Source organism: Methylocaldum marinum (genome assembly GCF_003584645.1).
Classification (GTDB): domain Bacteria; phylum Pseudomonadota; class Gammaproteobacteria; order Methylococcales; family Methylococcaceae; genus Methylocaldum; species Methylocaldum marinum.
The window spans coordinates 4580602-4602839 of record NZ_AP017928.1; the positions used below are offsets into that span (position 1 = coordinate 4580602).

Genomic DNA, 22238 nt, shown 5'->3' on the forward strand with positions numbered 1-22238 from the left:
GGAGCCGGATGGTGTAACGCTCCAAGTCCGGTTCTGCGGGGGCTGCGAGACGTACTGATTCATCGGGATTCTCGTAGCTACTCTCCCGATCACGCGTGATTACAAGACCTGACCCCATTGGTGTGCTTTTTGATTAATCCTTTGTTTTCAGATGGTTACGTGACATAGTATACCACAAGCTCCTTAACTTAACGGCATTGCTAGTAGAGGAGCCTCGCTCAGGGTGGCATGGGAACAAGCAGCTAAATACCCCGGTTGCCTGATTAAGTCATAGCTCTGAAGTATCACACTATTCCAAGAGACCAAGACTGTCGAAAAAACCAAGAAGCGGAAACGAAAGCCCTGTAAGCATAAGTAACCAATAAAAAAAACCTGCTAATAGCCTATCGAATATACTGGTATTACATTGAAGCAATTCAGCATCCGCATAAAGTGAAGATAATGAGCTACGTTTAAGTTTTTTCGTTATGAATTCTGGCAATGCTAAAGCTTGTGCAACGTTAATAATATCCCAGCCACTCACAAACTCGATACCAAGTGCATGCTTGGTTTTGGGATTCCTTCTTAGTTTGCGAACAGTTATTTGCCCAAACGTAACATAAAGGATCATTACAATAACCGATATCCCAATCAGAATTCCAACAAGCAATGTCATCGTCTTCATAAGTAATTTATCCTGTTCAGAATGGAATCATAAACATCTCCGGCATTATTCTTAATGATATTATTAGTCCATATAGAAGTAGCAGCTGCTACGCCCGCTACTGCAACACCACCAACAATCAACCCTACCCATCCAACTGGAGTTGCGAGTACCAAAAATCCTAGTGCAGCACTACCTATATTTACTGCGGCTGTACCGGCGATGGCGCTAGCCGCAAAACTACTGGACTCAATAAACAACTCCCGTTCCCCATTCACGCCTGCCTGATAACTGGATAGTTTCATGGGCCTAATGAAATGTGCGGACCAGTCCAGGCGGCGGCTAGAGATATGTTTATTAAATGCCTCAGTCAAATAAACCTATCTTGTATAAAATTAAGAGTAACAATGTATATAAATTGGATACTAAAAAAATCCCCCAGAAAACTCTGGCGAATATCCGATCAAAAAGGGTAGTATTTTGATATAGCGCTTGGTAATCAGCGGCCAGGTATGACAAGGTAGAGCGACTAGCTCTTTCTCTAAACCATTTAGGAGCAGATAATGCGCTGGCCACATTAAGAATGTCATAGCTACTTACAAACTCGACACCAAGACGCCCTTTCATGTTTGGGTTCTTCCTGAGTTTGCGAACCGTCAATTGACCAAACAACACATATAAAATACAGGAGAAGAAAATTCCAATGCCACCCAAAGCTAAAAGTTTTGAAAATAAACTCATCTTATATCCAGTGAAGTCATTATTGAATCATACCAGCCGCCGCTATTCTCCTTGAATATACTATTTATTAACATCGATGACCCAGCTGCAGCACCCGCAACAGCCGCTCCTCCAACAATGAGTCCAACCCAGCCTGCTGGCGTGGCAGCCAGCAAAAGCGCTAGTCCTGCATTTGTAGCAATAATTCCTGTGATACCACTGGCCGCAAAACTACTGGATTCATAAACAGCCCCGCTCCCAATTCCCACCTGCCTGATAATTAGACATTATCGGAAACCACCTTTCATAACCGGAACAGAGGAAAAGGCCGGCTATCAATAACTCTGGTTTCGGCAGTAGCTCCTGTAATTGTGCAGGCCGCAGGCCAATTCAATGACGACATCGTCGTAGCCTTCCTTGGTGTTCCTGAACACGTCTTTGACGACGCGGCACCGCTTGATTCCCGAGATGATGTGTTCGATGATCACGCGGATGCTTGAGTGGAGCCGGTTGGCCTCCTGGTCGTCGGCCGAAAGCCGGCCGTTGCGCGGCCTCTTCTTCGGCTGGTGGACTGTGACATTCGCCAGTTCGTGTCCCTGGAAGCCGCTGTCGCGATACAGCTCGACGCCGTCGGGGAACCGGGTCCCTTCTTCGTCGCAGATCTTCTTGTCGTGCTTCTTGCCCTCATGGGTCGAACCCAAGTACTTGACCTGCCTGTCCTCCAGGCCGCCGACAAGGTTGTTCTTCACAGTGTGGCATTTTTTTTACCGCTGTAGTGGATGCGTTGCCCCAGGTCGTTGACGGGGCGGTTGATGCGCCTTTCCGTCCCGTCTATGCCCAAGTCCTGCCGCGCCTCCTGCTCCAGCCTGGACAGCATCTCCTCGGTGAGCCGGGCGGGCTTGTGCCCGCGGGCGTCAAGTGTCTTGTTGAGCACCCTGCTCAACAGGTGGATCGTGAAGTTGGCCTGGGGTTGGCTCATGCCGAACAGATGCGCGATGACCTCTTGCAGAGGGTAGGTCTTCAGATAGAACAGGATGAACAGCAGCCGGTCGGCCATGCTCGCGATAATCGGCGGACGCCCTCCTTTAGTCAGATTCCTGCCGGTTTCTTCGGCCCATGTCGCCGCAAAAGAAACCAAGAGTTCCTCAAACTCGGAGGCCTTCAGACTGGTCATGGCCATCAATGTCTTCGGCTTTTGCTTCACGTCTTCGTAGGAAAGCATACTCTTGCCCTTAGTTCTCTTAGTTCTCTTCGTTATTCAATGACAGACTGTCATGCTAGTTTCCGATAATGTCTATTGGATGGTTTTATGGGCTGATGATATATCCGGATCAGTCCAGGCGTCGGCTAGATGTGTTTATTAAACGCCTCAGTCAAATACACCTATTTTGTCTAAAATCACGAGTAACAACATAAATGAGGTAGAGACAGTGGAAATCCCCCAGAAAACCCTGGCGAATATCCGATCAAAAAGAGTGGTGTTTTCATATAAAGCCTGATAATCAGGAGCCAGGTATGACAAGGTAGAGCGGCTAATTCTATCTCTAAGCCATTGGGGGGCAGATAATGCACTAGCTACATTAAGAATGTCAAAGCCACTTACAAACTCGACACCAAGACGCCCTTTCATGTTTGGATTCTTTCTGAGTTTGCGAACCGTCAGTTGACCAAACAGAACGTATAAAATGCAGGTGAAAAGCATTCCCACCAAACCTAAAGTAAAAAGTTGTAAAAATAAACTCATCTTATATTTAACGAAGTCATTATTAAATCATACGCATCACCGCTGTGTTCTTTAACCAAATAATTCATTCCCATTGATGCTCCAGCCGCAGCACCTGCGACAAGCGCTCCTCCAAGAATGAGTCCAACCCAGCCTGCTGGCGTGGCAGCCAGCAAAAGCACTAATCCTACTTCTGCAACTTTCAGACCAGTATAAGCACTGAGCGCAAAACTACTAGATTCAATAAACAGCTCCCGCTCCCATTTCTCGCCTGCCTGATAACTGTTATGAATGTTACCCACTCGGCTGGTGAAATCGATCACGGCAAGTCCATTGCCCAAAAAGCTGGCATGCTTGGCGAACCTGACCAGATCACTGGCCTGCACCTGGCTGGTAACATTGAGCCTGGCGACGTTCCGGCTGCTTCTGGCAATGTTGGTGGCTCTTTGTGAACTCGTTAAGGGCGTGCCTCTATTCGACTTGATTTTCGCTGTTACGGCGTTAAGCTCATGCTGAAATTGTATCTGCAGCCTTTCAAAGGCGGCATGCGCCTTCTGCCTGGCCAAAGCCTTTGTGGCGGATTTCGATTTTATCGCCGCCCGGTATTCCATAAGCGCATCCTGATAATTTTTCACGGCTCCTGCAAAACCACCAATGCGGTCAGTATATACGCTGGTTGCGGCGCCCATTAAGCCAATATTGTATTCCTGCAACTTTTTGGTGATTTCAGAAAGCGCGAGAACATTGTCTTCGCCGAACGATAATGAAAGGTGCGTTAGTTCCTTGGCGACCGGCATGGGGTTAAGCTGAGTTAATATATGACGGTCAGCGAATGTATTTTCACCCATTAAATAAGGTGTATAAGCCTGCAGAGTGCCGGGACTGGAACAGGCCAGACCAGCTAAAGCGTCCATGGAAATACCGCATGTATTTTGTAGCTGACTTGCACTTAGCGGCTGGCTGCACAATAAGATTTCACTCATTTTTTCTCCTTGAAATTAATGAAAATCCGGTATCTAAAAAAATAGACTTAATGTATGAGGTGTGCAAGCGTGTCCTGGAATCCGTAACACGCCTTACTTGCTGCCAATCTCTGTTGGCTGATTACCTGACAAAATTTCTAACCAATTGATGGGACGGCAAAAAGAAACAAATACAGATGCGGTATGTCGTCCATCCATCGGGAACGGTCGGGGTGCTTGCGCGAAGCCCGCGTAGGATGTGGTGACGAAGGAACCGCATCGTTCGAGTTCGCGTTTCGATGCGCCTCCAATCGCCAACGGTCGCTTTAGTCGCGACCCTTCCAATCGCAAACGGCGTCTTCGGGAGCGCCGAAGCCACCCTTCCAATCGCAAACGGTTGGTTTAGCTGCAACGTTTTCTTCGTCGGTTCATTTCACGCAATCGGAGCACCGCGGTGGCGCCAACGGCCCGCTTCGAAGCGTGAGACGGAAATTCGGGGTGGGTATTTGTCAAAACGCGTTTGCCAAGACGAATCCTGGCGCTTTCTCTTTTCATGCCAACTGTAGGGGGAACTCGCGAGTCGCTGGGGAATTCGTTTCCGATGCCGCCGTTGGGCCGATGGCTTCGTCGGCAAAGGATTGCCGATACTGATTGATTTCATTCGGCACTCAAGCGGACATTCATTGTAGGGCGGGTTAGCCCTTCGACGGAGCTCAGGACAGGCCCGAGGTTGCTCGGTGGGTTACGGCCTTGCGGCCTAACCCACCCTCTCATAGCCCAGTCAAGTCCCCAATTTTTGGTTTCACAGGATCCTCTTTGCCAGCACGAATCCGGTGCGCCGTCAAAAACCTGAAAGGCGCAGAAGGACATCGTGCTGTCGGTTATCGGTTAATAGGGGCTCGGTCTGGGTCTCCCGGATGCCACGCCAGGGCGTCAATCGAACCTCTCACATCGGATGTCCGGCAACCGGCATCGAATCAGTTCCATGGGATATCGCAACCCTGGGTCATCCTGGGGGGGGCCTCGGGACTACGTTGGGACCTGTAGCCGGTCTCAGGGTGGGTGGAAGGTCACCCCCAGGAAGACACCAAACCCTTGCCCATCAACACAGAACAACTTAGGTCATCGTCTCTCCTCGCTGTCCTCCCATGGGAGGCATCGGTCCTGTCCCCACCTCAAGCGGCCATCGGCCAGGTCTCGACCGTGAACAGCTTACGGGTCTCAAACGGCTCGCCGCGGGCCACATACCACAAGGCCTTGGCCAATTTCCGCATGACCGCCGTCACCGCCTTGCCCTTACGCCCCCCGTCACGCCCGGCTTTCCGCTCACACCAGTGGCGCACCACCGGATCGCGGTCGATCAACCGAAGCGCGGCAAAATAAAGGTATTGCCGGGCCAGCGACGGGCCCCGCTTGGTGATCTTCAGCTGGCCCTTGTGTTGACCGCTGGAGCGTTCCTTGAGGTTGAGCCCCAGGCTCTTCTGGTAACTGCGGGGCTCCGGATAGTCCAGCGGCGACCCTTGCGTCGCCAGCAGCACGGCACTGGTCGTCGACCCCACCACCGCCGCCATGCGCCGCAGAACCGGCGTCTGCTCGACCTTGGCCTTCACGCGCCGTTCCAGCTCCCGCAACTCCTCGCGGGTCGCCAGCACATCCGCCGCCAGCCGCTGGATCAGTTCCCGTTCCGCCTCAAGACAGGGCACCCCCACACTCCGCGCCGCACTCGCCAGCACCGCGTCACGTTTGTCCGGGCGCAGACCTCGACCGCCCACTCGCCCCATCAAGAGCGCCGCCCCCTCCGGATCGGCGGCAATCCGCCCAGGCTCCCCATACACGGCCAACAGCTGCAGCAGCGTGACCGAGTCCAGCCCCAGCATCCCTAACACCTCCGGCCAGTGCCGCGCCAACTGCGCTTCCAGCCGGTTCAAACCCCGCCGGTACCGCCCCTGGTACAACCGCAACAGCCCCTGTAAGGCCTTCATCTCCCGGCGCTCGTCCGAAACCTCCTCCCACACCTCGCTGACCCCTTCCAGATGCAGCCGCCCCATCACGTACGCCGCCTTCGCATCGTGCAAGCTCGGCACCCCATCGTACACTTCCGCCGCATCATGCACCCGCTTCGGGCTCACCCGGTACACCGGCCAACCCTGCGCCACCAGCAGAGCACGCAAGGCATCTCCGTACGTCCCGGTCGGCTCCATCACCACCTCCACCCGACAACGCCCTAGCCACCCCTTCAGCGTCTCCACCAGCGCCCGCGTCTGCTGCGGATGACGCCACCGCACCGTCGCCAACACCTCCCGCTCTTCCGTCAGCAGTTGCGCCATGAACGCCTCCTTCGCCACGTCCACCGCCAACACCACCCGCTTACCTTCGAGCCGGCCCAAAACCGCCGACCCATCCATCTCGTCAAACGCCGTGCTACGATAGCTTCGCTTACCCATGGGGGATACCTCCTACGTCTTCCGGTTGATGGAACAAAACCTTTGTACCGGACTTGAGGGTCCCCCTCCAACTCCCGTCAGAGCTCTCTTATAACTGACTACAAAAATGAATGCCTTTTGAGTCTCCAATTCGGAGAAGCGAGCTGTGCAACTGATTGATCTAACGGGCCCTCACCCAACCCTCTCCCGGAGGGCTTATTCAGAGCTTCCTTAACTTAAAGGCATTGGAGTTCCCGGTTCTTCGGGGTAATCCGGCCTGCTGCCAACGCTTTCTCCGATCCGAATCCATGGTGCGCCGGTTTCCGGTGAGACGGCGCGCTAATTCGAGCGGACCTTCGCGCGTCCGGCCGGGGTCACGAGGGTGGTGATCGCCATGAAGTCGCTGAAACACGCTTCGGCCTCTCGGGCTTGCAGCGGCCCCGTCCCATAACGGGCCTTCTGGAATACCCGGATCAAGCGGCGCAGGGCGTCGCCCGCGGGTTCCCAATGTCTCGCCACCTGCGCCCGGTATTCCTCCTCGGTTTGCGCCGGATCACGCGGGAAGCCGCGCCGGGCCAGCCAGCGTTCGGTCTCTCCGTAACAAACCCGCGCGAACCGCTGCGGATCGCTCCGGCGTGCGGCCTGCACCCGGCGCAGGGCGAGCCGGTCGCGTATCGGCGTCGCCACGGTGTGCCAGCCGAACCGGATCAGCAGTCCCAGGATGACCAAGCCGGCCAGATAAGGTCCCGCTTCTTCCGCGAATTTCATCGCGGCTTCCGATAATCGCGTGAATCCGTGCACCACGGCGTCCTTGATCAGACGCAGGGTTTCCGCCAGGCTGGGCCAGCCGCCGTCGGTTTCGGGGGACAGCAGTTCCGTCTGCCGGGCGAGATTGTCGATGTAGCGCTCCAACTGCCGGGCGGTGAGGGCAGCGGACGGCTCGGGCCGGGGCAGGTCGTAATAGGCGGTGGGCTCGAACAGCACCCAGCCGTGGTCCGGAAACCAGGCTTCGACCCAGGCATGGCCGTCCAGCACCCGGACTTCGTAATAACCGGTCATGGGATTGAGGTTGGTCGCCGCGAAACCGGTCACCAGCCGGGACGGGATGCCGCGGGTGCGCAGCATGACCGCCATGGCGCTGGCGAAGAATTCGCAGTGGCCGCGCCGGGTCTCGAACAGGAATTCCGCCAGGGGCGTGGTGTTCTGCGAGGCGAGCGTGTCGAGGGTATAGGCATATTGGGTGCGGAGATGGTTCTCCAGTTCGAGCGCGGCGTCGAAGGGCGTGGCCGCGGCAGCCGTCACCCGCTCGGCCAGCTGGGCGATGCGCGGGTCCTGGCCGTCCGGGAGTTGCAGGTAGGCCGCAGCGTCCTTGGGCGGAGACGAATCATGCGCGAGATGGCCTTCGACCCGGCGGAAGCGGCTGGATACCTGGTACACGGTGCCGGCTTCCAGTCCTCTCGGAATCCTCAGCGCCCCGTAGCGGTCGACGCCCACGACGGAACCGGGGAAACCCAGGTCGACCGCTTGCGAAGCGGCGAACAGCGAGGGCTGGGCGATGGAGGTGGCGACCTCGACGACCTGCTTGATCGGTTCCGGTGCGAGAGGTGCGGGGTCCAGCGCGAGCCGGCCCCGTTCCAGGCGCCGCTTGCGCTCCGCCCGGCTGCGGCGGCTCCAGTGTAATCCGTCGAAAGTGTCGAACACCCGGCCGGTGAGATACAGGGGTTGCGGCGCCTGGACGTAAAGCAGGATGTCGTTGGACGTGCCGCGCGCACCGCCGCTCTTGGTCCCGGTCCGGCCGGAAGAGGTCTGGTCGATGCGGAAATCTTCTTCGAAACCGGAGTAATCGTATTGCTCGTCGCGGCGGGCCGGCGGCCGGTCGGTCTCGGCGTCGCCGGACGGCTCCGAAAGATCCTGCCGGTTCGTGTCATTTTCGTCGTCTCCAGCGTCCTTTTCGGACTCGGTATCGGCCTCCCGCTCCCATTTCGAATCGAAATAATCGTGGCCGCCGGCGTCCATGTAAGCCCCCAGCTTGGCCGCCGGCGGTCGGGGCATGAACAGGTAGATCGTCCCGGCCGTCAGCAGGACAGCGGTGGTCAGGGCCAGTACGTTGGCCGGCGGCAGCAGCGCACGCGTGTCGGCGGCGATTCCCGCGGCCCGGGCGCGGCAGGCCTGGGCATGGAGCAGCACCAGGGTGTAGACCGCCGCCAGCGCGTACAGGGCCAGCCATACCAGGAACCAGCCGCTCTTGCTGTGTCCCGAGGCGAACAGGACCGCCACGAAGGAAATCGCCAGGGCGAAATAGGCGTCCCGGCGGGTGTGCAGGCGGAAATTCTGGGCCGCTTGCAGCCACAGCAGCAGGAGCAGCAGGGCGCGGGCCAGGCCGTGGGGCAGCGCCAGCAGGAAGGCGAGCATTCCCAAGGCTGCCGCGCCCTGATTGAGTTGCTTGGGCAGGGACGCCTCGGGGTCCTGGGTGGCTCCGACGGCGAGTCCCGCCCCGAAAACCACGGCCCAGAACAGTGTCGACCCGAGCGCGCCGGCGAGGGGCTGCAGCGAGGCCTGGGCCAGGGCGGCGCCGGACAGGAGACTCCACAGGCTGAGATACAGCCGGCGATCGGCCAGCGGTTGCTGGTGGGCGATCTCGAGGGCGCTCATGTCGCGAACACCTTCCCGAGGTCGTCGCCCCGGCGCACATGATAAATCCCGGAGCGCAACGACGCTTCGGAGCGCGGGTCGCGGCTCATCGGGAAGTCGAAGCTATGGCGGTCGAAGCACACCCAGCCCGGCGTCACGCGCCGGCCGGACAAGCGCACTGACAGCGTTTGGTCCAGAGTGACCTCGGTGCCGTGGTCGAACAGCACCATCAGCCCTCCGCGGGGCAGGGAGGCCGTGGCGTGCTCGACGGCTTCGGCATACGGCGCCGAACCCTCGGCCTGCACCCGCGCCAATACGTCCAGGATGGATTGGTTGTGTCCCCATCCGCGTCCCGGCGCCACCCGGTATATGCTTTTTCCCACGCCCAGGAGGCCGACGCCATGGCCTTCCCCTAAAGCGAATCGGGCGATGGAGGCCGCGATCTTCACCGCGTATTCCAGCATCGATTCCCGGCCTTCCCCGGCCTGATGCTCCCGATTGAGGTCGAGCACGATCATCAGTTCGCTACTCGCGAGCACCTCGTGCTCCTTGACCAGCAGGCGGCTCAGCCGGGCGGTGGAGCGCCAGTCGATGTAGCGCGGACTGTCGCCGCGCTGATAGTCGCGCAGCCCGAAAAACGATTCGTCCCCGCCCTTGACCGCTACCGCGCGCGATCCGAGGACCGGGGTGAGCGAAGCGTCCAGCCATTTCAGCCGGCGGATCGGAAAGGGGGCGGGATAGACCAGCAGCTCGGATTCGGTGCCGGGCAGTTCCAGCTCGCGCCAGCGGATTCCCAGGGGATACCCGGTGCGCAGCCGCAGCGGTCCGAGTGTGTAGGTGCCGCGGCAGTCGCAGCTCGCCTGCAGTTCCAGCTTAGCCCGTTCCCGCAGGCGCTCGATGAAGCCGCTTGGCTGTTGTTCCTCCTCGGGAGCGCAGGGGACCCGGTCCACCACTTCCAGCAGGTAGCGTGCGCCCCGGCCGGCGTGGCGGAGTTCCACCGTGAGCGGCAGCGGCTCTCCCTCGTGGACGCTGGGGGGATGGCGGCGGCGGGCCTCGATGCCGAGGAGGTGGCGCAAGGGCGCGAGGTGGGCGATCACCCAGGTCGCCAGCACCAGGGCCAGCAATCCGTAGAGCAGGGCGATGCCGCGGTTCCAGGCGATCAGCAGCAGCACCAGGGCGGTGGCCGGCAGCGCCACGCCGAGATGGAGCGCGGCCAGGCCGCGTTCAATGCGGGCTTCCAGGGAGGCGTTCATCAGGCTGCCGCGTCCTCTGCGGCTGGCGTCGGCACCATCTGCAACACTTCGCGGATCACGTCGTCGCCGCGTTTTCCCGCCAGGGCGGTAGTCTGCCGGAGAATCAGCCGATGGCTTAGAACCGGCGCCGCCACCTGCTTCACCAGTTGCGGAGTCACGAACTCGCGTCCGGACAGCAAGGCCATGGCCTGGGCCGCTTTCATCAGGGCCAGCGAGCCGCGCGGGCTGGCGCCCAGTTCTACGTCCGAGTGGGAGCGGGTGGCGCGAACCAGGGCGATGATATATTCGGCCACGCTGTCGTGCACCGCCACCTCGGCTACCCGGTCCTGCAAGGCCAATATCCGATCGCGGTTCAGCGCCGGCTTGATGTCCTCGATGGGGTGGCGGCGGTTCTGCGCGCGGAGGATGGCGATTTCCTCGGAAGCTTCCGGATAGCCCATGCGGATGCGCATGAAGAAGCGGTCGAGCTGCGCTTCCGGCAACGGAAACGTGCCGTGGAACTCGACCGGGTTCTGGGTCGCCAGCACCATGAACAGCGAGTCCAGCCGGCGGGTCTGGCCTTCCACCGTGACCTGGTTCTCCGCCATGCACTCCAGCAGGCTGGACTGGGTGCGCGGGGTTGCCCGGTTCACCTCGTCGGCCAGCAGAATATGAGTGAACACGGGACCCGCCACGAACTCGAATTCGCTCGATTTCTGGTTGTAGACGGATACGCCGGTGATGTCCGAGGGCAGCAGATCCGGCGTGCACTGCACCCGCCGGAACTGTCCGTTGATGGACCGGGCCAGCGCGCGCGCCAGCATGGTCTTGCCGACACCCGGCACGTCCTCGATTAAAAGATGTCCCCGAGCCAGGAGACAGGCGATGGCGAACAGCACCGCTTCCCGTTTGCCGAGAATGATGCGGGAAATATTGTTGTAAAGCGCGGCCAGATCCTCGCGTGGAGCGGGCATGTCATTTCTCCTGGATACGAGACGATACGGAAAAGCGATGCCGCCGATGCGGGGTTTCCGGTATAGGCGGCTGGAGACAGTTCCTATAAAGCGTAGACGATCTGGGCCGCGCTGAAAGCGCAAGGGCTGGGGACAGACCGGCGCGGCTGGAATTCGGTCGACTCACGAAGGGGGCCGGTGGCAGGTATTCGGCTTGAATAGGGCTCTTTCGCGCCAGGCAAGAACCGATGCGAGAGCGGCGAAAAGGTGTTGCCTTGGCTATTTTCACGCAGTCACTGCGGCAGAACACACACCGTGGCCGAGCGGTTTCGGGGCGGCGTGCGTATAAAACCATGCATTTCATAAGGTTATGTGCCTTGGCACCAAGCTTGTATCGCTATCGGCGCGCGCCCGGCGCGAGCCGGGCGCGATTCGGGGCGTTCTGTTCATCGAGAGGACCCGCTCCGTCAACCTTTATGACTAGGGGGGAATTATGACCAGCTTGAATCGACGCAAATTATTCCATGGCCTGATGTTTACCGTGTCGTTCGGAATCGCGGAGCCTTCGCTCGCCGGCGTGGTGGGTGGCGATCTGCCGGCGCGTCCCGGTGAAGACGGCACGGGTATCGGTTACGGATTCCTCATGGATCTCGTCAATGGGCAGGACCCGGCGGTTGAAACCTGGTCGGGCTCGGTCGGATCCAGGGCCTGGTCGGATTCGGTCAACTTGCCGGGACCTTTGGGAATCCCGCTCGGCTGGACGCATACCTCGGTCTGGGGCTACATCCGTCTCGAGGCCGACGCCCGGGTCCAACTCAGCTTGGCTCCGGACAACAGCGATCTGGTGCCCGCGTTCACCCTCTGGCAAGGCGCGGACAACCACGGCGCGAACTGGCACACGTACGAGCAGGATCAGGTTCCTTTCTGGGTAGACGCCGACGGTTTCAGTTACCTCCGGCACGTCACCACAGGCCCCGGTCCTTATCAGGGCGACGCCACCCTGTCGCTGTTCCTTCCGGCAGGCGAATATACCGTCGCGCTCGGCGGCAACGACAACATCACCGAGGGACACCCGGCCGCCTATCGATTTACGGTAGCGGCGTCCCCCGTGCCGCTGCCCGGAGCGGCTTATCTGCTCGGCAGCGTCTTGCTGGGGTTTACCGCTTGGGGGCGCAAGCGGCCGCATGCTCTCAAGACCAGCGTTTGAATAGGAGAGAATCATGCGATATCCGATAAGGCAGACGAGCGGTTTGCTGGCTTTGGCGTTCTCCGTCTCACATCCGGCGTTCGCGGCCAGCTTCACGCCTCTGGGCGATTTGCCGGGAGGGGAGGTCAAAAGTTATGCCGCGGCCGTTTCCGCCGACGGTTCGACCGTCGTCGGTTATGGCGCCACCGCGGCCGGAACCGAGGCCTTTCGCTGGACCCGCGGCGGCGGCATGGAGTCCTTGGGCGTGTTGCCCGGCGGGGATCATCTGAGCTACGCCAGCGCCATTTCCGCCGACGGTACGGTGATCGTCGGCTACAGCGGTTCCGGCAGTGGCTATCAGGCTTTCCGCTGGACTCAGGCCGCCGGACTGACCGGCCTGGGCGGTCTCGGTGCCAATGATGGTTTCACCCGGGCCAGCGGCATCAGCGCGGACGGCTCGATCATTGTGGGTTACAGCCAGACCAGCGCCCATCCGATGGGTTCCGGTTACCGCTGGAGCGAAGCCACCGGCATGGTCGATATGGGGCAATTGCCGGGCGATATCTGGAGCTGGGCGCGGGCGATCAGCGCGGACGGATCCGTCATCGTGGGTCAGAGCAATACTCTGACCGATGGACAGGCTTTTCGCTGGACCGCCGAGGACGGCATGAGCGGCCTTGGGAAACTCCCGGGAGCGACATCCTCCGGAGCGAGCGGCGTTTCCGACGACGGTACGGTGATCGCCGGTGGGGGAAAGGTCGGCGATTTCAACTATGCCATGGTCTGGACCGAAGAAGGCGGCTGGGAAAACCTCGGCACCCTGCCGGGTTATCAAAACAGCAACACCAACGCGGTTTCCGGTGACGGAACCCTGGTGGTGGGGCAGTCGTTCAATTTCGACGGCGCCACGTCCACGTTCACGTCCGAGGGCTTCCTCTGGGATGAGGCAAACGGCATGCGGAATGTGAAGGACTGGCTGATGGACGAATACGGGCTGGACCTCGCGCCTTGGACGATCGGTAACGTCTTGGGCGTTTCGGGCGACGGGAGATTCATTGCCGGATACGGCGTCAACCCGGACGGCAACACCGAAGCCTGGCTGGCCGATTTGTCCCCCGCGCCGGTGCCGCTGCCGGCAGCGTTCTGGCTTCTGGCATCGGGTCTGATGGCGTTAGGCGGCGCTGCCCGTAACGGGCGCCGAACCGTGTAATTCCAGATCGCTTTCGATAAGGAATTCATTTTTGTAGGGTGGGTTAGGCGCACATCAGCACTGACCGATGACCCATCACTGCGCTTCGCGTGCGCCGTAACCCACCGGGCGACCTTGAATCGGCGGCTTACGCGGGGCCTGTCCTGAGCTCCGTCGAAGGGCCTGTCCCGAGCCGAGGGGCTAACCGATCGCCGATGGGTTTCGCTTCGCTCTCTACCCATCCGATTAAGGAAGCTCTGATCAAGTCTCCAATTCGGAGAAGCAACCGGTGCAACGGATTGATTCAACAGGCCCTCACCCAACCCTCTGGGAGAGGGCTTATTCAGAGCTTCTTTAAGGGCATTGCCCGGACAGGGGGGAAAGGTCCGTTGCGGGCGGAATGAGTCTCGGCGCTTCGCCCTTCGGCTTCGCTCGCGGCAAGCTTATCTCTGTCCCCCTTTCGGATTCGCGGGGCATCTGTGCCGGAAGGAGAGGGGCTTCTCGGGGAAGCCCCTCGGTTTAGACCGCGCCGCGGTGTTCAGCGGTTACCACGCACGCGTTCCCAGGCATGATGGATCGCGCTTTTCATTTGGTCCCATTCTCCGGCAGACGGGTTTCTTTCCCATTCGCGGCGGGCTTCCGGTTCCAGCGCGGCCCAGTCCTTGCCGGCGAGAGCGGGATGGGTGCCCAGCGTGTGGCCGAAGCGGTAGGCGGGCAGATAACGATCGTAAGGCTGTCCCAGATTGCCGAAGTGGGTCGAGTAGTGCTGGCGGAAATCCGAGTCGAGAGACGCGAAATCCGGGGACGGTCCTGCCGTGGCTCGCCCGAATTCCTCCACTTCGACCTCGGTGCCGCGCAGCGTATCGTGGACGGTCTCGGTATGTTCCGTAACGCCTTTGCTGACGGTGACCTCCTCGACCACACGGGCTTCCTTGGATGCCACGGCCTCTTCGGCCATTTCGGTGAATTCCATGCTGCCTTCCTTGAACGCGGCCATGTCCGCTTCCGACATGGGGCGGTCTACCGGATGGCGCTCGACTCGGACATGCTCTTCGCGCAGGGTGACGTCTTCGTCTACCGGACGCTCCGTGACGTGGGTGTAGACGCGGACTCCGCCGTGCTTGACGGCGCGCTTGCCGACTTTCAGTTCTTCCTCGACCACCGGAATCTTGGCCTCCTCGGCGCCACGCGCAGGTTCCGGCGCGCCAGGCATCGGTTCCGCAGCGGTGTCAGTCCTGCCCGCGGCGGGGGGCGTCGTGCCCGGCTGCTGCCATTGAGTGGCGCGTTCTTCGATATCCACCGCGCCGTGCTCCGCCAGAATCCGGGCGGCGCGATCGGCATGGCTTTCATCGGTTTCGACCGTGACCAGCAGGCCTCCGCGCCGCACGCCTTCGGCGTAATAGCGGATATCCTCCGCGGGCAGACCGATTTCTTCCCGCCGCTGTTCCAGCAGCCCGAGCTTGGACAGAACGAAGCGCAGGCCGGATTCTTTCTCGGCTCCGCGGGCCCCGCTCAGCTCCCGCTCGTATTCGACATCGCTGGTCATGACATGAATGTGATCGCGACCGATGCCTTCGCGTTCGAGGTCGTGCACGACCTTTTCCGCTTCCGATCGCGTATCCAGCAATCCAACCACTGTGTTCATCATGGCTCTCTCCTTATCCGAACGTAAAAAAATCAGATCGACAACATCAAGGCATCTCAGTTCGAGACATCGGGCCGTTCGCGATCGGCTTCCCCTTGCGTACGGGAAGGTAGCCGCTCGACCGACACGTCTTCGCGCCGCAAGGTCACCTGCTGCGGCCGGTGCGACTCCGTCCTGCGCCGGGTCACGTGCAGCTCTTCCTTGAGCATGAGCTGCTTTCGCACCACCAGGGTTTCCTCGAACACGGGGATGATCAGCGTGTCGCCCTCGTGGCGGGCGGGCACGGTTTCGTCCACGGGGCGGTTTACGGCGACCCGCTCGACATGAACCGTTTCCTGAACCAAAGGATCGTCGACCTGTTCGACGCGGGTGGACACGCGCTTGGTGACACGGACCCGTCCGGTTTCCACCTTGCGTTTTTGTCGTACCAGTCGCTCTTCCGTCACGGGAATGGTCAGCGTTTCGGCACGGCCAGGCGTTTCCCGCCGGCGGGTCATGGCTTCGGTGAAGTTCATGGTCAGAACGTAGCTTCCGTCCTGCTGCGGCTCGAGGAGATTCACGGGGATCATCAGCCGTTCGCCGAGTTCGAAGCGAACCGCGACTGCGGACTGTTCTGCGAGCGGCAAGACTTCGGAGTCGACAAAACCCCGAAAACCGTCGGTGGTGACGACTACCGCATGGGGCAGCGGCGAGCTTTCCATGGCGTATGGTTTGTCGCGTGATTCCCGGCTCGGGCGGGCTGGTCACGGCCCGCGAATGCGGATTGGCAACGTGAGACCCGAGTGACTCCTTTTTGCATCCTGATGTCTCTATTCCTGTGCAAGTAACGCCGATGTTCCTATTTGGAAACGGATTCCGACAGGGAGTTCCCTGAAAGAGGACGAGGTTTCGGGAAGATCTGGCCGGTAGAGTTACAGCGCCGATTACATTCGCCGGCAGCGAAACGGCAGGGTTCGTCGGCAAGGGATTGCCGACCTACAACCGGGCACCCGGTAGGTCGGGAATCCTTTCCCGACGTCACGGCCCGAGCGAGCGTCTGCGTCGGCAAGGGATTGCCGAGGAAGGCTTAGAAGGAGCAACGCCGCCAAGCGGTCAACGGCCGTTTCTTGGATAATGGCCTTGAAACGACTCCGAACGCCCGATTCCGTTGGCCATTTCCCTCTGAGATTTCCACTGCCATGCGTCGCGACATTTCCGCAGCACGAATGAAGGATCTTGCGGTCGACCCGCGCGGGCTGTCAGCCTCGGATGTTGTCGAGCGCAGGGCGCGATACGGGCGAAACGACATCCTCGAAGTCGCCGGTAGCCCCTGGCTGGAACTCGCCCGCGACACGCTCAAGGACCCCATGATCTGGTTCCTGATCGGGGTCGGCCTGATTTACGCCGTGCTCGGCAATTACGCCGAGGCGGTCACGCTGGCGGTGGCGATTCTGCCGCTGATCGGCATGGATGCGTATCTGCACCGCCGGACCCGGGTGTCCACCGAGGGGCTCGGCCGGCGGCTCGCGCAGACGGCGCGGGTCGTTCGGGATGGCGTGCTGTCGGAAGTATCCGCCGCCGAACTGGTTCCCGGCGACCGCGTCCTCGTCGAAACCGGCGAGTCGTTTCCGGCCGACGGATTAATCGTCTCCGGAGAAGGTTTGCAGGCCGACGAATCGCCGCTGACCGGCGAGGCGTACCCGGTGCCGAAGAAGGCGCTCGCATCCGGGCCGGCCGCGTCGGACGAGTCCGTCTGGATCGACGGCGACCACTGGGGATTCGCCGGTACCCGCCTCCTGACCGGTCAGGCGGAATTGACGATGGCGTATACCGGCCGGCAGACCCTGTACGGCGAGATCGTTCGTACGGCGGCCGCGGGCGGACATGAGCGCACCCCTTTGCAGACGGCCATTTCCAACCTGGTGGTGCTGTTGACGGCGGCCGCCTGCGTGCTTTGTCTGATTCTGGCCGGGGTGCGGCTGCGCCAGGGCCACGGCTGGGTGGACGCCCTGGTCAGCGCGGCGACTCTCGCCGTGGCGGCCCTTCCCGAGGAGTTTCCGGTGGTGTTCACGATGTTCCTCGGCGTCGGCGCCTATCGGCTGGCACGGCGAAAAGCGCTGGTCCGCCGCGGCGTCTCGGTGGAGAACATCGGCCGCGTCACCTGCATCTGTTCCGACAAGACCGGAACCATCACCGAGGGCCGCCTTCGACTCGAACATCTGGCTCCGGCCGCGGGCTTTGGCGAAGACGAACTGCTCCGCTGGGCGGGTCTCGCTTCACGCGGGGAAAGCGGCGATCCCATGGATACGGCAATACTCGAACGCGCCGGAAAACATGCGGTTTCGGCCGTCGCCGATAGCGTGCTCGAGACCTATCCGTACACCGAGCAGCGCCGCCGCGAGACCGTGGTGGTTCGCATCGGCGGCAGGATATGCGTCGCCAGCAAGGGCGCTCCCGAAGTGCTGTTGCCTATGGCGAACCTCGGCGAGACGGAGCGGCTCGAATGGGCCGCCGAGGTCGAGCGGCTGGCCGCGGAAGGACACAAGGTTCTCGCCTGCGTGTACTGGCATCTGGATGATGCCGCCTGGAGCGGCGGCGAGCCGGACCGGGGCGGCCTGTTCGCGGGGCTGCTGGCTTTCGAGGATCCGATCCGGGACGGCGTGATCGAGGCGGTCCGGGAATGCCGCGCCGCCGGCATACGTGTGGTGATGGTCACCGGCGATCACCCGATGACGGCGGCCGGCGTGGCGCGGCAAATCGGGATGAAGGGTGACATGCTTCCGGGCGACGAGCTGGTCAGCCGTCTCGACGGCGGTGCGGCCCTCCGTGCGGATTTCGACGTGGTGGCGCGCGCCATGCCGGCCCAGAAGCTGGCCCTGGTGCGGGCCTTGAAGGCCCAGGGCGAGATCGTAGCGGTGACCGGCGACGGCGTGAACGATGTCCCCGCCCTGCAAGCCTCCGATATCGGCATCGCCATGGGCGAGCGCGGCACCCGCAGCGCGCGGGAAATCGCCTCCATCGTCCTGCTCGACGACAACTTCAACACCATCGTGCGGGCCATCGCCGAAGGGCGGCAGTTGTTTCGCAATTTGCGGCTCAGTTTCCAGTATCTGCTGCTGATCCACATTCCTCTGGTCATCACGGCCACTTTCATTCCGCTGAGCGGGCATCCCATCCTCTATCTGCCCGTTCATATCGTCTGGTTGGAGACCCTCATCCACCCGACCGCGCTCCTGGTGTTTCAGGAACTGCCGGCGCGAGGACCTTTGCGGCCGGTGCCGAAACGCCGCGCCGCGCGATTCTTCTCGGGCGGGGAGTGGTTCCTGATTGCCGTGATCGGAGCGCTGATCACGGCGCTGGTCCTGTGGGCTTACGACCGCAGCCTGTTGCCCGGCGGCAATGTCGAACATGCGCGCGCCATGGCCATGGTGGCGCTGACCTGTGCCAGCGCGGCGGCCACCGCGGTTCTGAGCCGCCTGCGGACGAAAAGCGCCTGGCTGATGGTCGCCGTGACGGTGGGCTCTTCGCTGGCCCTGGTGCAGACGCCCTGGCTGGCCGCGCGTTTGAGCCTGCAGCCCCTGCACGGGGACGACTGGCTGATCGCCATGTTCGGCGGGCTGTTATCCGTAGCCGGCCCGATTATTTTGTACGACGCGGGCCGGCGCCTGGTGCGGGCGCTCGGCGGTTCCGTCGTCTCTTACCTGCGTCGCGCCGCCGAGGGCGGTCGCAGCGAGGCCGCCCTTTCGCGATCGCCGGATGCGCCGCTCACCCGCTATGCCTGGCTATCGATCTTCGCGGCGCTCGGCACGATCGCCCTGAAGACGACGGCGTATCTCGTCACCGGTTCGGTGGCGCTGCTGTCGGATGCGGCCGAATCCCTGGTCAACCTGCTGGGCGCCGGAGCGGCCTTGATCGTACTCACGCTGGCTGCACGGCCCGCCGACAAAAATCATCCGTTCGGACACGGTCAGGCCGAATATTTTTCCAGCGGCTTCGAGGGCGCCCTGATTCTGGTGGCGGCCGCCGGTATCGTCTGGGCGGCCTGGGACAGGCTGATCCATCCTCAGGCGCTGGAGGCTCTCAACCTGGGCATGCTCGTTTCGGTGGCGGCGGCGCTGGTCAATCTGGCGGTGGCCCGGGTGCTGCTGCGGGTCGGGCGCAGGTCCGGATCGATCGCCTTGGAGGCGGACGGCAAGCATTTGATGACCGACGTCTGGACCACGGCCGCCGTCCTGGCCGGTCTGGGAGGAATCGCATTGACCGGCTGGCAATGGCTGGATCCGGCCATCGCAATCCTGGCGGCTGTCAATATCGTGGTTGCAGGCACCCGGCTCATACTGCGCTCGCTTTCGGGGCTCCTCGGCGCCGCCATCCCGTCCGAAGAACGACATCGCGTCGAACGGGTTCTCGACGACTACCGGCGGCAAGGCATCCGCTTTCACGACCTCCGCGCCCGCGTCTCCGGCACCCAGCGGCTGATCACCCTGCACGTGCTCGTTCCGGGCGCGATGACCGTCCGCGAGGGACATGAACTCCTGGAGCGGATCGAATCCGACATCCGCGGGGTGGTCCCGAATCTTCTCATCGTGACTCATATCGAACCGCTGGAAGACATGTCTTCATTTCGCCATGAAACATTGCAATGAGGGACGAGGGAGCTAATTCCCAATCGCTTTTACCGAGCGTAAAGAAAGTAAAGTCCTATTCGAATCGCCCTCACCCCAACCCAATCACTCCGCACATCCCTGTGCGGAGCCGCAAGCGGCGCTCACGCGTGCAAATCGGCAGTCCTGCCGATTTGTCCCAGAGGGAGAGGGTGCTCCTGTGGCTTTACTTTCTTGACCATTGGTAATAAGGAATTGATTTTCGTAGGGTGGGTTAGGCGCGCATCAGCACTGACCGATGACCCATCGCTGCGCTTCGCGTGCGCCGTAACCCACCGTGCGACTGTCCCGAGCCAAGTCGAAGGGTCGGTGGGTTACGCGGAGCCGAAGGGCCTGTCCTGAGCTCCGTCGAAGGGCTAACCCGCCATCGATGGGTTTCGCTTCGCTCTACCCATCGATTAAGGAAGCTCCGATCAAGTTTCCAATTCGGGAAGGGACCTGTGCAACGGATTAATCCAACAGGCCCTCACCCACCCCTCTGGGAGAGGGCTTATTCAGAGCTTCCTTAATGTCCACTTGAGTGCCGAATGGAATTAGTCGTGCGCCGCGTCCACCCTATCTTCCGGGGAGCCGGCCTGCACGAAAATCGACGACGCGGGGCGTGCCGTCTCGACCATTCATATGCAGCCGTACGCCGGTCTGCCGCACCGCTGTTTGACGCGGTACATTTCCGTGTCGGCATCCTTGAGAATTTGGTCGGGGTCCTCGTTGGTGCCCAGAAACAGTTTGACGCCGATGCTGGCTGAACAATGGTGCCGGATATCGTGCAATACATACTCCTGGTTCAGCTGCTCGCGGATGTTGTCGGCAATGGCATTGGCATACATCCGGGCTGTTTCCGCCTCGGGACCGAGCCCTTCCAGCATCACCACGAATTCATCGCCGCCGAGCCGGGCGACCGTGTCGCTTTCCCGCACGGCGCGTTGCAGGCGCCGGGCGACATCGATCAGAAGGCGGTCGCCGATATCGTGACCGTGCGTGTCGTTGAGCTCCTTGAAATTGTTCAGATCGAGAAACATCACGGCGACATGGGACTTGTGGCGCGCGCTGTTGCATTGCGCCTGATGAAGGCGATCCAGAAACAGTCGGCGATTGGGTAGCCGAGTCAAGGCGTCATAAAAGGCAAAATGCCGCAATTCCTCTTCGAGACGCTTGCGCTCGTCGACTTCTGCGATGAGTCTGGAATGGCTTTGTTCGAGTTCGCTGGTGCGCTGCCGTAACTGCTCCGTCAATTGCTGGCGTCGGGTGGCGAAAAGCATGACCTGATGCAGGGAACCGCCCAGCAACATGCCGACGAACCAAAAGCCGGCGCGCAGCCATCCGATGTGTTTGTCCTGGCCCCAGCCGGTGGCGGGCCGTGCTGCCATTTGCCAGGTTCCGCCCGGCGTGATGACCTCCGCGGTAACCGCATCGGTTTGGAATAATCCGGCGTTGCCGAGGAAGGTGTCACCCTGCGCGCCGGTTCCGTCCAGGCCCCGTAGGGCGAGCTGCAATCCCCCGATCGTGGGTGCGATGCCGACACGGGCATACAGGCTGTCGACATCGATTACCATGCTGAGCAGCCCCCAATACTCCTCCCGGGCGCCGAGGAATACCGGAATACGGTAGATAAGACCCAGCCCGCCCTGCATCAATTGTCTCGGGCCGGCCAGTCGCGGTTTGCGCTCGCGGATGGTCCGCTCGACGGCCGGCCATTGTTCCTTCAGATCGGGATAATAGAGTCCGAGCGCTCCGTCGTTGCCTTCAAGCGGGTATATGTAGGTCAGGCGGTTGCCGGGGGCGAGTCCGATGTTGCGGACGTGCCGTCCATATTCGTACAGGGTTTTGAGCATGGGTTCGATCACCTCGGGTTCGAGGGTCGAGCCGGTGGCGACATAAGCGATCATGCCCTGCGTCAGGTGGAGCGTGGCGTTGAGTTCGCTTTCCAGCGAAGCTCTCAGTGCTCCGACCACGCTCAGCACCTGGTTGCGATGTTCGCGTTCGGCGCTTTGTTTTTCCAGCCGCGCCACGAATTCCCCGAGAGCGCCGACGCTCAATATCACGATAAGCGTCAGTACGCGGGTCAATATCATCGGTAGTTTCTCAAGTGCGAGAACGACGTTCGATCGGGCAACGGCGACATCACGGGAATGCGTGCCACGGTGCCGGACGGCCTTATTACATTTCAAGCTTCAGTTTCAATCGGGACGCTCTGAAAATATTAATCAAGCTCGTAACGACTACAGTTTTCTCGATGCAGGGACGTTTATTATCCCGGCCTATAAATATAGGCCGGGATAATCCGGGGC

Annotated in this window: 17 protein-coding genes; 3 read left to right on the top strand and 14 right to left on the bottom strand. The window is 60.8% G+C overall.

The window, feature by feature from the left end; all coding sequences use genetic code 11:
- Positions 1–289: 289 nt before the first annotated feature.
- The 11 genes from sS8_RS20480 to sS8_RS20530 form a co-directional block, all read right to left on the bottom strand.
- A complete protein-coding gene (locus sS8_RS20480; RefSeq protein WP_119631385.1) occupies positions 290–664 on the bottom strand; it encodes a hypothetical protein in 375 nt (124 codons plus the stop codon).
- Positions 661–948: a hypothetical protein gene (locus sS8_RS20485; RefSeq protein WP_119631386.1), complete on the bottom strand. Its 288-nt coding sequence runs from the start codon at positions 946–948 to the stop codon at positions 661–663. The genes sS8_RS20480 and sS8_RS20485 overlap by 4 nt, the downstream gene beginning before the upstream one ends.
- A 61-nt stretch (positions 949–1009) precedes the next feature.
- Entirely contained in the window at positions 1010–1384 is a 375-nt protein-coding gene (locus sS8_RS27775) for a hypothetical protein (RefSeq protein ID WP_145986632.1), read from the bottom strand.
- A gap of 314 nt (positions 1385–1698) precedes the next feature.
- Entirely contained in the window at positions 1699–2112 is a 414-nt protein-coding gene (locus tag sS8_RS20495) for a transposase family protein (protein ID WP_119628793.1), read from the bottom strand.
- On the bottom strand, positions 2109–2585 hold the full coding sequence (locus tag sS8_RS20500) for a helix-turn-helix domain-containing protein (protein ID WP_119628792.1): 477 nt from the start codon (positions 2583–2585) through the stop codon (positions 2109–2111). Before sS8_RS20500 ends, sS8_RS20495 begins: the two co-directional genes overlap by 4 nt.
- A 147-nt stretch (positions 2586–2732) precedes the next feature.
- A complete protein-coding gene (locus sS8_RS20505) occupies positions 2733–3107 on the bottom strand; it encodes a hypothetical protein (protein WP_119631387.1) in 375 nt (124 codons plus the stop codon).
- Positions 3104–4069 carry a hypothetical protein gene (locus tag sS8_RS20510; RefSeq protein ID WP_119631388.1) on the bottom strand — a complete coding sequence of 322 codons (966 nt, stop codon included), beginning with the start codon at positions 4067–4069 and terminating at the stop codon, positions 3104–3106. Before sS8_RS20510 ends, sS8_RS20505 begins: the two co-directional genes overlap by 4 nt.
- A 1154-nt stretch (positions 4070–5223) precedes the next feature.
- Complete coding sequence (locus sS8_RS20515; RefSeq protein ID WP_119631389.1) at positions 5224–6492, bottom strand: IS110 family transposase; 1269 nt, start codon at positions 6490–6492, stop codon at positions 5224–5226.
- 318 nt (positions 6493–6810) lie between these two features.
- Positions 6811–9123 carry a transglutaminase TgpA family protein gene (locus tag sS8_RS20520; RefSeq protein WP_119631390.1) on the bottom strand — a complete coding sequence of 771 codons (2313 nt, stop codon included), beginning with the start codon at positions 9121–9123 and terminating at the stop codon, positions 6811–6813.
- Positions 9120–10355: a DUF58 domain-containing protein gene (locus tag sS8_RS20525; protein ID WP_119631391.1), complete on the bottom strand. Its 1236-nt coding sequence runs from the start codon at positions 10353–10355 to the stop codon at positions 9120–9122. The genes sS8_RS20520 and sS8_RS20525 overlap by 4 nt, the downstream gene beginning before the upstream one ends.
- Positions 10355–11308, bottom strand: a complete 954-nt coding sequence (locus sS8_RS20530) for an AAA family ATPase (RefSeq protein WP_119631392.1) — start codon at positions 11306–11308, stop codon at positions 10355–10357. The genes sS8_RS20525 and sS8_RS20530 overlap by 1 nt, the downstream gene beginning before the upstream one ends.
- A 472-nt stretch (positions 11309–11780) precedes the next feature.
- Between sS8_RS20530 and sS8_RS20535 the strand changes: the two genes are divergently transcribed.
- Positions 11781–12494 (top strand): hypothetical protein, encoded by a 714-nt coding sequence (locus sS8_RS20535; RefSeq protein ID WP_119631393.1) that lies wholly within the window; start codon positions 11781–11783, stop codon positions 12492–12494.
- A gap of 13 nt (positions 12495–12507) precedes the next feature.
- Positions 12508–13683, top strand: a complete 1176-nt coding sequence (locus tag sS8_RS20540; RefSeq protein WP_119631394.1) for a PEP-CTERM sorting domain-containing protein — start codon at positions 12508–12510, stop codon at positions 13681–13683.
- Positions 13684–14200: 517 nt separating this feature from the next.
- Here sS8_RS20540 and sS8_RS20545 read toward each other — a convergent pair.
- Together sS8_RS20545 and sS8_RS20550 are read right to left on the bottom strand one after the other, a co-directional pair.
- On the bottom strand, positions 14201–15310 hold the full coding sequence (locus sS8_RS20545; protein ID WP_119631395.1) for a DUF2382 domain-containing protein: 1110 nt from the start codon (positions 15308–15310) through the stop codon (positions 14201–14203).
- A 53-nt stretch (positions 15311–15363) separates the two neighbouring features.
- Entirely contained in the window at positions 15364–16008 is a 645-nt protein-coding gene (locus tag sS8_RS20550; RefSeq protein ID WP_197716588.1) for a YsnF/AvaK domain-containing protein, read from the bottom strand.
- A 477-nt stretch (positions 16009–16485) separates the two neighbouring features.
- Between sS8_RS20550 and sS8_RS20555 the strand changes: the two genes are divergently transcribed.
- The gene (locus sS8_RS20555) at positions 16486–19932 is read left to right on the top strand and encodes an HAD-IC family P-type ATPase (protein WP_179952382.1); all 3447 of its coding nucleotides are present in this window, start codon (positions 16486–16488) and stop codon (positions 19930–19932) included.
- Between the two features lie 635 nt (positions 19933–20567).
- Here the strand turns inward: sS8_RS20555 and sS8_RS20560 are convergent.
- Positions 20568–22022, bottom strand: a complete 1455-nt coding sequence (locus tag sS8_RS20560) for a diguanylate cyclase domain-containing protein (RefSeq protein WP_119631396.1) — start codon at positions 22020–22022, stop codon at positions 20568–20570.
- Positions 22023–22238: the final 216 nt, after the last annotated feature.

Coding starts and splice junctions, on each gene's coding strand:
- sS8_RS20540 (WP_119631394.1), top strand. CDS start 12,508: ATGCGATATCCGATAAGGCAGACGAGCGGTTTGCTGGCTTTGGCGTTC.
- sS8_RS20485 (WP_119631386.1), bottom strand. CDS start 948: ATGAAACTATCCAGTTATCAGGCAGGCGTGAATGGGGAACGGGAGTTG.
- sS8_RS20505 (WP_119631387.1), bottom strand. CDS start 3,107: ATGAGTTTATTTTTACAACTTTTTACTTTAGGTTTGGTGGGAATGCTT.
- sS8_RS20555 (WP_179952382.1), top strand. CDS start 16,486: ATGCGTCGCGACATTTCCGCAGCACGAATGAAGGATCTTGCGGTCGAC.
- sS8_RS20510 (WP_119631388.1), bottom strand. CDS start 4,069: ATGAGTGAAATCTTATTGTGCAGCCAGCCGCTAAGTGCAAGTCAGCTA.
- sS8_RS20480 (WP_119631385.1), bottom strand. CDS start 664: ATGAAGACGATGACATTGCTTGTTGGAATTCTGATTGGGATATCGGTT.
- sS8_RS20525 (WP_119631391.1), bottom strand. CDS start 10,355: ATGAACGCCTCCCTGGAAGCCCGCATTGAACGCGGCCTGGCCGCGCTC.
- sS8_RS27775 (WP_145986632.1), bottom strand. CDS start 1,384: ATGAGTTTATTTTCAAAACTTTTAGCTTTGGGTGGCATTGGAATTTTC.
- sS8_RS20530 (WP_119631392.1), bottom strand. CDS start 11,308: ATGCCCGCTCCACGCGAGGATCTGGCCGCGCTTTACAACAATATTTCC.
- sS8_RS20560 (WP_119631396.1), bottom strand. CDS start 22,022: ATGATATTGACCCGCGTACTGACGCTTATCGTGATATTGAGCGTCGGC.
- sS8_RS20515 (WP_119631389.1), bottom strand. CDS start 6,492: ATGGGTAAGCGAAGCTATCGTAGCACGGCGTTTGACGAGATGGATGGG.
- sS8_RS20545 (WP_119631395.1), bottom strand. CDS start 15,310: ATGATGAACACAGTGGTTGGATTGCTGGATACGCGATCGGAAGCGGAA.
- sS8_RS20500 (WP_119628792.1), bottom strand. CDS start 2,585: ATGCTTTCCTACGAAGACGTGAAGCAAAAGCCGAAGACATTGATGGCC.
- sS8_RS20550 (WP_197716588.1), bottom strand. CDS start 16,008: ATGGAAAGCTCGCCGCTGCCCCATGCGGTAGTCGTCACCACCGACGGT.
- sS8_RS20535 (WP_119631393.1), top strand. CDS start 11,781: ATGACCAGCTTGAATCGACGCAAATTATTCCATGGCCTGATGTTTACC.
- sS8_RS20520 (WP_119631390.1), bottom strand. CDS start 9,123: ATGAGCGCCCTCGAGATCGCCCACCAGCAACCGCTGGCCGATCGCCGG.